Raw genomic sequence first — 12,756 nt, forward strand, 5'->3', positions numbered from 1 at the left:
CAGCCCGGGAAGAGGCGCGTTCTCTTCCCGTGCAACTGCGACCGAAGTCAGCGGTTTTGCAAGCAGATCTCCATGCGTTCGACGCCTTCCTCCAGCATCAATCGTGGGCAACCGAAGTTCAGGCGCACGAACTGTTGGCTGTCATCACCAAATTCGATCCCCGCGCTCAGGCCGACCTTGGCCTGCTCAAGGAAAAACTGCTGTGGGTCATCCAGGCCAAGAGCGCTGCAATCGAGCCACGCCAGGAAGGTGCCCTGTGGTGCATGCATCACCACGCCGGGCAGGCGGGTTTTTACCGCGTCAAGCAGGTAGTCGCGGTTGGCTTGCAGGTACTGCACCAGCGCGCTGAGCCAGTCGGTGCATTCGCTGTAGGCGGCGCGGGTGGCTTCCAGGCCCAGAGGGCTGACGCTGTCGACCATGCCGCAGCGCGCCTGATTGAAACGCTCGCGCACCTCGGCGTTCTGGATCACGGCGAAGCAGGTCTTCAGGCCGGCCACGTTATACGCCTTGCTCGCCGACATCAGCGTGATGGTGCGCTGGGCAATCTCTGGGCTGAGGCTGGCGGTGGGGATGTGGCGGCGGCCGTCAAAGCACAGCTCGGCGTGGATTTCGTCGCTGATGATCAATGCGCCGGTTTCCAGGCAGGCATTGGCCACTGCCATCAGCTCTCCACGGGGAAACACTTTGCCGATGGGGTTGTGCGGGTTGCTCAGCAACAGGGCTCCGGCCCCGTTTAGGGCTTGGCGCATCGCGGGCAGGGGCGTGAAGAACTCGCCGTTGACTTGCTCGAACGGCACCTCGATGCGTGGCAGGTTCCAGTTGCCGGGCGCCAGGCGAATCGGCCGATAGTTGGGGGTTTGCAGCACCACCGCCTGGCCAGGCTGGACGAAGGCGTGCAGGGCCATATTGAAGCCAGGCTCGACGCCAGGCAGGAACAGCAGTTCTTCGGGCTGTACGCGCCAGGCGTACTTGGCCCACAGGTCAGCGACGATGGCGTCGCGCACGTCCGGGCCGGCCACGCTGTAGCCGAGAATCTGCTGGTCGAGCCGCGCGTGCAGGGCTTGCAAGATGGCGGGCGGCGCGGCGATGTCCATGTCAGCGATCCACATCGGCAGAACATCTTTCGGGTAACGGCTCCACTTGGTACTGCCGGTATCGAAGCGTGGGTGGATGGTTTCGAAATCAAAGCTCATGGACAGGCTCGTATCAGGGCGGCGGTAAAAGAATGGCGCCGATTCTAGCGTCATTTGCTTTAATGCACGATGTTGCTCACGCCTTCAGAGATAGGTGCCTACCGGCAAATTAAGGCCGATCACATCCTCACTGCTGATTGGCCGGGTGCTTTTGATCAAGAAGTCGGTGTTGCGATCCCCGGTCAGATCAATACCCAGAAAGTACCTGTTAGTGGCAGGGTTTCGCACGAGGATAGTGTCGCCAGCCCGGCCGCTGTACTGGCTGACATAGTTAAGGGTGACACCTTCTTTTGCGCTCATTTCGCTCAGGTCGATTGTGTCTTTGCCTGTAGTGAAATCCACTAGCAGGTCGGCGCTATCACGGAGCGAGTCGGCGGCGGCGCGGTACTTGAACGTGTTGAAACCGCCGTTGCCCATCAATTTGTCGGCCCCGGCGGCACCCACCAGTACGTTGTCAGCGCTATTGCCGGTAATACGGTCAGCGCCATTACCGCCAATTGCATTCTCGATGACGGTGTCAGTTGCGATACTGATATTGCCCTTCAGGCCCCCGATATCCGAGCTTGCGCCGGGCGTGAGATCAATTCGCTGGTTTTGGCAGAAGGCAGAGAAGTCAAACGTGTCGTTGCCTGCTTTGTCTGCGACAGTAAAGTGCGGCTTATCGCAAGGTGACGTAAGAGACGTACCTGCTTTGCCGCTGTTGGAGTTGAATCCATAGACGGTATCGGTAGGGCTGCTTTCAGGCTGAGGCGCAGGCTTGGGACATGGTTGGGGCTTTGGCTCAGGTGTCGGGCGCGGGGTTGGCTGCGGCTCGGGTGCTGGGGTAGGGTCAGGCTTGGGCTGTGGCGTTGGCGCTGTATCGGCAGACGTAATAAGGTCTTCGGACTTTATGGGATGTTTACTCAAAATCTTAAACGCAGACGTGGTACCTCCGCTCACGTCCAGCGTTAACGTGTACATCTTGATAGTGTCATCGTACGCCAATACCAGTTCACCTTTACGGCCGGTCAATTTGCTGACTATGTCTGGCTGGCGGATGCCGGCCTCTTTAAGGACGTTAACTAGGTCAATTTTATCGACGCCGCTGGTGAAGTCAGTGATGGTGTCCGGTTTGCTGGCAGAGGTGTCGCTGGCTTTGCTGTATACAAATGTATCTTCACCACCACCTCCTGTGAGGTTGTCGGCCCCGGCTCCCCCGGTTATATGATTGTTGGCCTGATTGCCGATCAGTACGTCATTTCCTGAGCCGCCAATGGCATTTTCCATAACGACGCCTTTGGCAATGGACACATTACCGCGCCGGCCGCCCACGTCCGAGAGTGCCTGGGCATTAAGGTTAATTCTCTGGTTCTGTTTATATTCGGAGAAATCCAGTGTGTCATTGCCACCGCCATCCCAGATACAAAAAGCTACCATGTCATCGGAAGACTTTAAACTGTAGTAGTCGCGTTCTGAGTTTGAGTTGAATCCGTAAGTTGTATCGCCTTTACGAGTTTCATAGTTGGGTTCGTAGAGACGCTGAATCGCTTCGATATCATGCATCATTGGCGTTGAGGTGGCGTCAGAGACGCTGACGCCATTGGTCGCCGGACGGTACCAAGGTGTGTTATAGCTCATGGCAGTATGGGTTTTGCTATTCTCCGGATAGTTACCTTCCGGATGTTGAAGCCCCAAACCATGGCCCAGTTCGTGAATCATTGAAGCGTTCAAGGGGAATCTGCTATCTCCTGTACCAATGCCTATGTTCTGAAGACTCCCTTGATCATTTGGGTAGACCGCATAGCCCCCTACACCGCTGTTGGCGTGAAGCACAAAGGAAGCATCCGTATTCTTGGCATGCTCGGTAAACTTGACTTTTACCACATCCTCCCAGGCCTGCATTGAACTTCTGAAGGCTTTTTTTCTGGCCTCGCTGAGCTCGAGGGCCCCCCCATTCTTGAGCCAATTCGTGTCGGGGTCATTCGAGTTGAAGAATTTGTAGGAAACGTCAATTTTGCCGTCGTTATTTTTGTCTTTGATTTTGTAATTATTTCGCGTCAGGTTTTTTGCGACTTTATCTGAAAGTGAAGAGGCAACTGAGTTGTTTGCAGTCGACTGAAGTTGCGCGGGTGGCGCTGAATATTCAGAGTGGTCGCGAAGAAAGTTAGGCCGAACGCGCGGGATCGCTGACATGATTGTTTCTCAATGTAATGTTAATAGTGGGAGTGTTTACATAGGGGTGGCAGACGCAAAGTACCTAATTCAATGGCTAGATGAAAACTGACTCTGTATTGCAGTATGTTGGCGTGTTCAAGCTGCATGCCTGTGAAATAGCGGCCAATAGGGCGAGTGTGTCCCATGACCGACAAGTTCTGTGTCAAAAGCGCCATCGCGCTGGGGATTTAGTCAGGCGAGGGCTATTTTGGTGCATCTCAATAATCAGAGTAGCCATGGATGAAATACCAACCCTTGAGTCGCACCTTGATTGCTACCGCGCTGGTAGTAACGATCAACGGGGTGCATGCAGCTTCCCAGGCCCCGGTTGCGGGTGAAAATGGCATGGTGGTCACGGCCCAGCACCTGGCAACCCATGTGGGTGTCGATGTGCTCAAGGCCGGCGGCAACGCGGTCGATGCGGCGGTGGCGGTAGGTTATGCGCTGGCGGTGGTGTACCCGGCGGCGGGCAATCTGGGCGGCGGTGGCTTCATGACCGTGCAACTGGCGGACGGGCGCAAGACCTTCCTCGACTTCCGCGAAAAAGCCCCGTTGGCGGCGACGGCTGACATGTACCTCGACAAGGCCGGCAATGTGGTCGAAGGCCTCAGCGCCAAAGGCCATTTGGCGGTCGGCGTACCGGGCACGGTGTCCGGCATGGAACTGGCCCTGAGCAAATACGGCACCCTCAAGCGCGCCCAAGTGATTGCCCCGGCGATCAAGCTGGCGGAAAACGGCTTTGACCTGGAGCAGGGCGATATCGACCTGTTGCACACCGCCACCGGTGAGTTCGAAAAAGACCAGGATATGCGTGGCATCTTCCTGCATAACGGCGAGCCGATGCAGGTAGGCCAGAAGCTGGTGCAGAAGGACCTGGCCAAGACCCTCAAGGAAATCTCGGCCAAGGGCACCGACGGTTTCTATAAAGGCTGGGTCGCCAAGGCGGTGGTGGATTCCAGCCAGGCCGGCAAAGGCATCATCACCCAGGCTGACCTCGACGCCTACAAAACCCGCGAACTGGCCCCCATCGAGTGCGACTACCGTGGCTACCATGTGGTCTCGGCGCCGCCACCCAGCTCGGGCGGTGTGGTGATCTGCCAGATCATGAATATCCTCGAAGGCTACCCGATGGCCGATCTGGGCTATCACTCGGCCCAGGGCCTGCACTACCAGATCGAAGCGATGCGCCACGCCTACGTGGACCGCAACAGCTATCTCGGCGACCCGGACTTCGTGAAGAACCCCATTGAGCACCTGCTGGACAAAAACTACGCGGCCAAGCTGCGCGCGGCGATCGAACCGCAGAAGGCCGGTGACTCCCAGGCGATCAAGCCAGGTGTATCGCCCCATGAAGGCAATAACACCACCCACTATTCCATCGTCGACCAATGGGGCAACGCGGTCTCGGTGACCTATACCCTCAACGACTGGTTTGGCGCCGGGGTGATGGCGAGCAAGACCGGGGTGATCCTCAACGATGAAATGGACGACTTCACCGTCAAGGTCGGCGTACCGAATATGTATGGGCTGGTGCAGGGCGAAGCCAACGCCATCGCACCGGGCAAGGCGCCGCTGTCGTCGATGAGCCCGACCATCGTCACCAAGGACGGCAAGGCGGTGATGGTGGTCGGTACACCGGGGGGCAGTCGCATCATCACTGCGACTTTGCTGACCATCCTGAATGTCATCGACTACAAGATGAATATCCAGGAAGCCGTGGACGCGCCGCGTTTCCACCAGCAGTGGATGCCTGAGACCACCAACCTTGAGACGTTTGCCGTGAGCCCGGATACCCAGAAGATTCTCGAGAGCTGGGGCCATAAGTTTGCAGGTCCCCAAGATGCCAACCATTTGGCCGCGATCCTGGTCGGTGCGCCTTCTCTGGATGGCAAGCCGGTGGGTAACAACCGCTTCTATGGGGCCAATGACCCGCGACGCAATACGGGGTTGTCGTTGGGCTACTGAAGCCTGGTACGGTAAAAAAATGTGGGAGCGGGCTTGCCCGCGAAAGCGGTGGGTCAGTCTATGCATGTGCTAGCTGATACAGAGCATTCGCGAGCAAGCCCGCTCCCACAGGGGGCAGTGTGTCAGGGCTTGAGCAGCTGGGTTACTGCGGCAAATGCCGCCTGGCGCCGTTGTTCCCAGTCTCCACCAATCACCACCCGTGGCTGTCGATGCTCCTGCATCCACTCCAGGCTGGCCTGAAAAAACGCCCGGCGATCCGCCAGTTCCGGCTGGCAGCGCTGGCCGTCGGCACTCCATTCCACGTCTTCGGGGGAGAGCAGCAGGTGCAGGTCGTAATGCCGCGCCAGGAGTTCGTCATCAAGCCAGCCGGGGTAATCGCCGAACAGGGTCTGGCTCCAGAGTTTGTTGGTCAGCAGGTGGGTGTCGAGGATCAGCAACGCGGGGCATTTGGCGCGGGCGGCATCCTCCCAAGCCAACTGGCCTTCGGCGATGGCCGGGATATCCGCCAGGGTGGTGTCGCGCTGATGCTGATCGATGAAGTACCGCACATATTCCCCCACCATCAACCCGCCGAAGTGCGCGTGCAACTGCGCCGCCAGCCAGCTCTTGCCGCTGGATTCGGGGCCCGCCAATACCACCACTTTCATGTGCGCAACGCCGGGTCGGCGCGCCACTCGCGCCAACCTTGCACGGCAATCACGGTAAACAGCGCGTAGAGCGCGGCGGTGAGGTAGAGGTCTTTGTAAAGGAACAGGCCGACGAAGATCACATCGACCACGATCCATAATGCCCAGCACTGCACGCGTTTTTGCGCCATCCACATCTGCGCCACCAGGCTGAAACCGGTGAGCGCGGCGTCCAGCCAGGGCTGGGCGGCGTCGGTCCAGTGGGCCATGGCGGCACCCAGCAACAGGCTGCCGACGGCGCCAACAGCCAGGCTGGCCATGATCGCCGGCACGCCCAGGCTAGTGACCTGGCGGCCCTGCTTGACCTCGCCGGCGCGGGTCCACTGCCACCAGCCGTAGACCTGCAAGGCCGCATAGACCAATTGCAGGAGCATGTCGGAGTAGAGCTTGACCTCAAAGAAAACCCAGGTGTAGAGCAACACCATCACCAGGCCGATGGGCCAGCACCAGGGGTTTTGTTTGACCGTCAGCCAAACGGCGATCACCCCCAGGGCGGCGGCAAACAGTTCAAGCCCGGACATGGCGGATCCTTGGGGGAGTGGGAGAGGGCGGTGATTGTACCTAGAGCCCAGCGATCTTCAAACGTGCACCACCGACACTAAGGCAAGCCCCCGCCCATCGGGGTATACCGGCTTCAGTTATCCATTGCACTCAAGATCGCATAAGCCACTTTCACCCGTTCGGCATTCGGGTAGTTCTTGTTGGCGAGGATTACCACACCCATGTCCTTGCTGGGTACATACGCCACATAAGCGCCAAAGCCGCCGGTGGAGCCGGTTTTGTTGTAGAGCACGTTGGCGGGCTGCGGCTGGGCGGGTTTGAGCCAGTTAACCTTGTGCGGCTCCATCGCCATCGGTGTGGAGTTGCCGTCAAGCAACGCTTGCAGGGCGATGGGGTAGGGGTAGCGTTCCCAGCCCAGGCCCTGGGTCATGCCGTTGACGGTGTAGTAGCCGGCGTGAGTGGTGGCAAGGGCCTGCTGCACCGGTTGCTCCAGGGTTTGCGGGTGCATGTTCGCGATCACGTAGCGGGCCAGGTCCTGGCTGCTGCTCTTGAGGCCATAGGCTTCGAAGTCCAGGGCGCCGGGGTTGACACGTACCGGCTTCTGCTGGCTGTCATAGCCCTGGGCGTACTGGCCGGCCTTGTCGGCGGGGACGCGAGTGTAGGTATTGGTCAAGCCCAGCTTGGGCAGCAGGGTTTTTTCCATGGCGACGGTGAACGGCTGGCCCAGGCTTTTTGCGGTCACGTAACCGAACAGGCCAATGCTGGGGTTGGAATACAGGCGTTGTTCCCCCGGTGCGTAAGTGGGTTTCCACTGCCGGAAATAATCCATCATGGTGGTTGCACTGTCGGCGGCATCCGGAAACTGCAGCGTCAGGCCGCCGGCGGTATAGGTGGCCAGTTGCAGCAGGCTGATGCGATCGAACGCGCTGCCAGCCAAAACGGGCAGATGTTGGCTGGTCATGTCCGACAGCTTGAGCTTGCCGATGGCCTGGGCATACCCGCCGAGGGTGGCGTTGAAGGTTTTGCTCACTGAGCCGATTTCGAACAGGGTGTTTTCAGTGACGGGTGCCTGGGTGTCTTTGGCGGCGACGCCGTAGTTAAAGTATTGCACTTTGCCGTGCTGGACGACCGCGACCGTCAGGCCCGGGATGCCTTGCTGTTTCATCAGAGGGGTGACGTGGCTGTCCACGACCTGGCGCATGTCGGTGGCGGCCATGCAGCTGCCGGCGCCCAGCAACAGGGCTGAAACCGCATATTTTTTCAGGGTGTGTTTCATGGTTCGCTTCCATGTAAATAAGGCAGTGGCGATGGTGGCCTGCGCAGGCGTGGCAAATGTAGGTGGATTTCCCGACGTGGGCAAACGATGATATCTCGCACCAGCCATTAGAAAAATTTGGGTCATGTCATGCTGCGTTCCCACCTGCCGCTCAATGCCTTGCGCGCCTTCGAAGCGTCGGCGCGTCATTTGAGCTTTACCCGTGCGGCCATTGAGCTGTGCGTGACCCAAGCGGCAGTCAGTCATCAGGTCAAAAGTCTCGAAGCGCAACTCAACGTCACGCTGTTCAAGCGCCTGCCTCGGGGCTTGATGCTCACCAGCGAAGGCGAATCCCTGCTGCCCGTGCTGCGTGACGCCTTCGACCGTATCGCCCTGACCTTGGATCAGTTTGAAGGCGGCCATTACCGTGAAGTCCTGACGGTGGGGGCGGTCGGTACCTTTGCGGTGGGCTGGTTGCTGCCACGCCTGGCGGATTTTCATAGCCGCTACCCGTTGATCGACTTGCGCTTGTCCACCCACAACAACCGCGTGGATGTCGCCGCCGAGGGCCTGGATTATGCCATCCGCTTTGGCGCCGGCGCGTGGCACGGCACCGATGCGTGCCCTTTGCTTGAGGCACCGTTGACGGTGTTGTGCGTGCCGCAGATTGCCGAACAACTGCGCAGCCCGGCTGACGTGTTGAAGCATACCTTGCTGCGTTCCTACCGTGCCGATGAGTGGAACCTGTGGTTCCAGGCCGCCGGTTTGCCCAGCGATACCCGGGTGCCGCGCAGCGTGGTGTTCGACTCCTCGCTGGCAATGATGGAGGCCGCGCTGCAAGGTGCCGGCGTGGCACTGGCGCCAGCTCGTATGTTTTCGCGGCAATTGGAGAACGATGTGATCCGCCAGCCGTTCGAGATGGGGATCACCACCGGCAGCTATTGGTTGACGCGCTTGCAGTCGCGGGCTGAGACACCCGCGATGGTGGCGTTCAAAGGGTGGTTACAGGCGAGTGTTGCCTGAGCTGACGCCGATCAGTCTAGCGAACGCAATGCCCAAAGCAATGAAGATCAAAGGTGGCAGCTGGCTTGCCTGCGAAAGCGGTTGTGCAGTCACAGGTGCAGCGACTGACACACTGCCTTCGCGGGCAAGCCCGCTCCCACCGTCAGCGCTTGGCTAGGCGAGGTATTGGCGGAACCATCCCAGGGTGCGTTCCCAGGCAAGGTTCGCCGCTGCTTCGTCATAGCGCGGTGTCGAATCATTATGGAATCCGTGGTTGGCGCCCTTGTAGATAAACGCCTCATACCTCGTCCCCGCGGCCTTCAATGCCTGTTCATACGCCGGCCAGCCTTCATTGATGCGCGTATCCAGTTCACCGAAATGCAACAGGATCGGCGCCTTGATGCGCGGTACGTCCTTGGCGTCGGGTTGGCGCCCGTAGAAAGACACTGCCGCGCCCAGTTCCGGGTAGGCCACCGCCGCTGCATTGGTCACGCCACCGCCATAACAGAACCCGGTGATGCCGACTTTGCCCGTGCTGCTGTCGTGGTGCATCAGCCATTCGATGGCGGCGAAGAAGTCGTTCATCAGTTTGGTCGGGTCGACGGTCTGTTGCAGTGCCACGCCTTTTTCATCATTGCCAGGGTAGCCGCCCACCGAGGTCAGGCCGTCCGGGGCCAAGGCGATAAAGCCGGACTTGGCCAGGCGTCGGGCGACGTCTTCGATATAAGGGTTCAGGCCCCGGTTTTCATGCACCACCACCACGGCTGGCAGTTTGCCTGCGGCCTTGGCTGGGCGTACCAAGTAGCCGCGCACGGTGCCGTTGCCTTTGGGCGAGGGGTAGGTGATGTAGTCGGCGACGATATCCGGGTCGGTGAATTTCACCTGTTCGGCCAGGGCGTAATTGGGGCTCAGGGCCGCGAGCAATGCCGAAGCGGTGAGGCCACCGAGGGTGAACAGCGCGGCGCGGTCGAGAAATTCGCGGCGGTTGATCTTGCCGTGGGCATAGCCGTCGTAGAGTTCCAGCAGTTCGGGAGCAAAGTCTTTCGCGGTCAGACGAGTCATCGGTGCAGTCCTCGATTAGCGGTTGCCGTCACTGTAGACCAGGATCAAACCTCGCGGCCATGGGCAGCGGCGGCCAGTTGCCCGGTGTCGACGCGCACGAACACCGAGTCGCCGACGGCGGTGAGCACGCTGCCTGCATACACTTCGCAGACCACACGGCTTTTGCGGCCGATTTCGCCTTCGACCCGAGCCCGCAGGACCAGGGGCACCCCCATGGGCGTGGGTTTGATGAATTTGATCCCCAGATTACCGGTGACGCAGTCGATGCGCGGCAGGCTGCCGGGTTCACGCTGTTCGGCGCGGTAGTGGTAGGCCATGGCGGTCCAGTTGGAATGGCAGTCCACCAGCATGGCGATCAGCCCACCGTAGACCAGATCCGGCCAGCCGCTGTATTTGGCCTCGGGTTGGTGCTCGGCAATGACGTGCACGCCATCGTCATCCCAGCGGCTCTTGATGTGCAGGCCATGGGGGTTGCTGCTGCCGCAGCCGTAACAGATGCCGTCCGGCGCCGTGGTGTCCTGGAGAGAAGCGCTGTGCATGCAGAGTCCTTGTTATTTTTGGGGCGATGCCTCTATTTAGCAGGCCAGGGGTCAGCGAGCAAACTTCTTCGCCCCGGCCACGCAGCCGATCACCGCCACCGTCACCAGCACCATGCCCAGGCTGACCTGTTCATGCAGCAAACCCGCTGCCAGCGCCAGGCCGAAGAACGGTTGCAGCAACTGCAACTGGCCGACCGCGGCAATCCCGCCCTGGGCCAGGCCTCGGTACCAGAACACAAAGCCGATCAACATGCTGAACAACGCCACATAGCCCAGGCTCAGCCATGCCGGCAAGCTGATACCGCTGAGGGTGGACGGCGCCAACAACAGGCTCAAGGGCGCCACCACCGGCAGCGACACCACCAGCGCCCAGCAGATCACCTGCCAGCCGCCCAGGTTGCGCGACAGCTTGGCGCCTTCGGCATACCCCAGGCCGCATGCCAGCACGGCCAACAGCATCAACACATCGCCCGCGGGTGCGGCGCTCAAGCCTTGAGCAATGGCATATCCCATCACCAACAGGCTGCCCAGGACCGAAAACAACCAGAACACCGGCCTCGGCCGTTCACCGCCGCGCAGCACACCGAACACCGCCGTAGCCAGTGGCAGCAGGCCGATAAAGACGATGGAGTGGGCCGAGGTCACGTACTGCAGGGCCAGGGCCGTCAGCAGTGGAAAGCCGATCACCACGCCAAGCGCGACGATAACCAGCGGTGCCCATTGCTGGCGTGTGGGGCGTTTTTCCTTGAATACCCCCAATAGGCACAACCCCAATAGTGCCGCGAGGGTGGCGCGGATCATGGTCAGGAACACCGGATCGAATTCCATCACCGCCAGGCGCGTGGCTGGCAGCGAGCCGCTGAAAATCACCACGCCGATAAAACCGTTGATCCAACCCTGGGTGCTGCTGTCCAGAGTGCCGAGAGGAGAAGTGCGTTCCATGGGGGACCTGTCCGAAAATGGCAGTTGCGTGCTGGGCATCCTAGGATTGAAGATTAAGACAATCAAAAAATTGTCATGGATACAACCCTATGCCCCGTGCTCGCTACAAGACGCTGGTCGATACCTTCGCCGAGGCCATCCGCAGCGGCCAATTGCAGCCCGGCACGCGCTTGCCTACCCATCGGCAATTGGCCGCCGAGCATGGCCTGGCACTGGTCACCGCCAGCCGGGTGTACAGCGAGTTGGAAGCCATGGGCCTGGTCAGCGGCGAAACCGGGCGCGGCACCTTCGTGCGTGAAATCGCGTTGCCGCCAGGGCAGGGCAGCGGGCAGATGACGGTTACGGCGGGTGTGCTCGATCTGAATTTCAACTACCCGTCCTTGCCGGGCCAGGCCGAGCTGTTGCGCACGGCGTTGCGCCAGCTCGCCCTGTCTGGCGATCTGGAGGCGCTGCTGCGCTACCAGCCCCATGCCGGGCGTGTGCACGAGCGCGCCGCCGTGGCCCGGCACTTGTTGAACCGAGGGTTGGCGGTGCAAGCCGAGCAGGTGCTTGTCGTCAGCGGCGCCCAGCATGGCCTGGCGGTGAGCATGATGACCTTGCTCAAGCCTGGGGATGTGGTGGCGGTGGATGCATTGACCTATTCGGGGTTCAAGGTACTGGCCGAAACCCTGCACCTGGAACTGGTCGCCATCCCAGTCACCGCCAGCGGCCCGGACCTGGACCACCTGCACAGCTTGTGTCGCCAGCGCCCGGTGCGAGCGGTGTACAGCATGCCGACCCTGCATAACCCGCTGGGCTGGGTGATGAGCCTGGCGCAGCGCGAGCGTTTGGTGGCAGTCGCCCGGCAGCACAACCTGATGATCATCGAGGATGGCGCCTATGCGTTTCTCGCCGAAGAAGCGCCGCCGCCCTTGGCGACCCTCGCACCCGAGCGCACGGTGTATATCGGCGGGCTGTCCAAAAGTGTTGCCACCGGGTTGCGTGTGGGCTTTATCGCTGCGCCTATGGCGTGGGTAAGCGGGTTGGAACGCACGATCATGGCCACTACCTGGAACGTGCCGGGGGTGATGAGCGCGATTGCGGTGGGCTGGCTCGACGACGGTACGGTGGCGCAACTGGAGGCGCAAAAGCGCGCCGATGCCCAGGCCCGCCAGGCGTTGGCAGCACAGGTGCTGAGGGGTGTGAAGACCATCAGCCACCCGTCATCCTACTTTCTGTGGCTACCGTTGGCGGAAGACGCCCGCGCCGATCAGGTCGCCATGACCTTGCAGCGGGCGGGCATCTCGGTTTCAACCGCCGAACCGTTCGCGGTCTCGGCCCAGGTGCCCCACGCGCTGCGCCTGGCCCTGGGTTCGGTGCCGATGGCGGCGTTGCGTGAGGCGCTGGTGAAGGTGCGCAAGGTGGTGGCGTGGTGAGCG

The 12,756-nt window shown here is 60.6% G+C and carries 11 protein-coding genes; 3 read left to right on the plus strand and 8 right to left on the minus strand.

The genetic code is table 11. The features are described from left to right. Positions 1-47: 47 nt before the first annotated feature. The gene (locus tag MHH62_RS02140) at positions 48-1,193 is read right to left on the minus strand and encodes a PatB family C-S lyase (RefSeq protein ID WP_282399182.1); all 1,146 of its coding nucleotides are present in this window, start codon (positions 1,191-1,193) and stop codon (positions 48-50) included. An 84-nt stretch (positions 1,194-1,277) separates the two neighbouring features. Next, complete coding sequence (locus MHH62_RS02145) at positions 1,278-3,365, minus strand: M10 family metallopeptidase C-terminal domain-containing protein (RefSeq protein ID WP_339232357.1); 2,088 nt, start codon at positions 3,363-3,365, stop codon at positions 1,278-1,280. Positions 3,366-3,626: 261 nt separating this feature from the next. Here MHH62_RS02145 and ggt point away from each other — a divergent pair, with 261 nt between their 5' ends. Next, a complete protein-coding gene (gene ggt, locus MHH62_RS02150; RefSeq protein WP_339232359.1) occupies positions 3,627-5,351 on the plus strand; it encodes a gamma-glutamyltransferase in 1,725 nt (574 codons plus the stop codon). A gap of 122 nt (positions 5,352-5,473) precedes the next feature. On the opposite strand, the gene MHH62_RS02155 is transcribed toward ggt, so the two are convergent. The 3 genes from MHH62_RS02155 to ampC form a co-directional block, all read right to left on the minus strand. Next, positions 5,474-5,998 (minus strand): AAA family ATPase, encoded by a 525-nt coding sequence (locus MHH62_RS02155; protein ID WP_014718660.1) that lies wholly within the window; start codon positions 5,996-5,998, stop codon positions 5,474-5,476. Next, positions 5,995-6,558, minus strand: a complete 564-nt coding sequence (gene pnuC, locus MHH62_RS02160) for a nicotinamide riboside transporter PnuC (RefSeq protein ID WP_339232360.1) — start codon at positions 6,556-6,558, stop codon at positions 5,995-5,997. The genes MHH62_RS02155 and pnuC overlap by 4 nt, the downstream gene beginning before the upstream one ends. 113 nt (positions 6,559-6,671) lie before the next feature. After that, entirely contained in the window at positions 6,672-7,814 is a 1,143-nt protein-coding gene (ampC, locus tag MHH62_RS02165; RefSeq protein WP_014718658.1) for a class C beta-lactamase, read from the minus strand. A 129-nt stretch (positions 7,815-7,943) separates the two neighbouring features. On the opposite strand from ampC, the gene MHH62_RS02170 reads away from it, so the two are divergent. After that, positions 7,944-8,816: a LysR family transcriptional regulator gene (locus MHH62_RS02170; RefSeq protein WP_014718657.1), complete on the plus strand. Its 873-nt coding sequence runs from the start codon at positions 7,944-7,946 to the stop codon at positions 8,814-8,816. A gap of 153 nt (positions 8,817-8,969) precedes the next feature. Here the strand turns inward: MHH62_RS02170 and yghX are convergent, their stop codons facing one another. The 3 genes from yghX to MHH62_RS02185 are packed head-to-tail and all read right to left on the minus strand — an operon-like array spanning position 8,970 to position 11,338. Then, positions 8,970-9,857 (minus strand): YghX family hydrolase, encoded by an 888-nt coding sequence (yghX, locus tag MHH62_RS02175; protein ID WP_339232363.1) that lies wholly within the window; start codon positions 9,855-9,857, stop codon positions 8,970-8,972. A 44-nt stretch (positions 9,858-9,901) separates the two neighbouring features. Next, entirely contained in the window at positions 9,902-10,396 is a 495-nt protein-coding gene (locus MHH62_RS02180) for a thioesterase (RefSeq protein WP_003190847.1), read from the minus strand. 51 nt (positions 10,397-10,447) lie between these two features. After that, positions 10,448-11,338: a DMT family transporter gene (locus tag MHH62_RS02185; protein WP_003190848.1), complete on the minus strand. Its 891-nt coding sequence runs from the start codon at positions 11,336-11,338 to the stop codon at positions 10,448-10,450. A gap of 89 nt (positions 11,339-11,427) precedes the next feature. On the opposite strand from MHH62_RS02185, the gene MHH62_RS02190 reads away from it, so the two are divergent. Further along, the gene (locus MHH62_RS02190; protein ID WP_339232365.1) at positions 11,428-12,753 is read left to right on the plus strand and encodes a PLP-dependent aminotransferase family protein; all 1,326 of its coding nucleotides are present in this window, start codon (positions 11,428-11,430) and stop codon (positions 12,751-12,753) included. The last annotated feature ends 3 nt before the right edge of the window (positions 12,754-12,756 follow it).

It is taken from the genome of Pseudomonas sp. FSL L8-0168 (genome assembly GCF_037976155.1).
Lineage (GTDB): Bacteria > Pseudomonadota > Gammaproteobacteria > Pseudomonadales > Pseudomonadaceae > Aquipseudomonas > Aquipseudomonas paracarnis.

Coding starts and splice junctions, on each gene's coding strand:
- MHH62_RS02180 (WP_003190847.1), bottom strand. CDS start 10,396: ATGCACAGCGCTTCTCTCCAGGACACCACGGCGCCGGACGGCATCTGT.
- ggt (WP_339232359.1), top strand. CDS start 3,627: ATGAAATACCAACCCTTGAGTCGCACCTTGATTGCTACCGCGCTGGTA.
- MHH62_RS02145 (WP_339232357.1), bottom strand. CDS start 3,365: ATGTCAGCGATCCCGCGCGTTCGGCCTAACTTTCTTCGCGACCACTCT.
- pnuC (WP_339232360.1), bottom strand. CDS start 6,558: ATGTCCGGGCTTGAACTGTTTGCCGCCGCCCTGGGGGTGATCGCCGTT.
- MHH62_RS02155 (WP_014718660.1), bottom strand. CDS start 5,998: ATGAAAGTGGTGGTATTGGCGGGCCCCGAATCCAGCGGCAAGAGCTGG.
- yghX (WP_339232363.1), bottom strand. CDS start 9,857: ATGACTCGTCTGACCGCGAAAGACTTTGCTCCCGAACTGCTGGAACTC.
- MHH62_RS02185 (WP_003190848.1), bottom strand. CDS start 11,338: ATGGAACGCACTTCTCCTCTCGGCACTCTGGACAGCAGCACCCAGGGT.
- MHH62_RS02170 (WP_014718657.1), top strand. CDS start 7,944: ATGCTGCGTTCCCACCTGCCGCTCAATGCCTTGCGCGCCTTCGAAGCG.
- MHH62_RS02190 (WP_339232365.1), top strand. CDS start 11,428: ATGCCCCGTGCTCGCTACAAGACGCTGGTCGATACCTTCGCCGAGGCC.
- ampC (WP_014718658.1), bottom strand. CDS start 7,814: ATGAAACACACCCTGAAAAAATATGCGGTTTCAGCCCTGTTGCTGGGC.
- MHH62_RS02140 (WP_282399182.1), bottom strand. CDS start 1,193: ATGAGCTTTGATTTCGAAACCATCCACCCACGCTTCGATACCGGCAGT.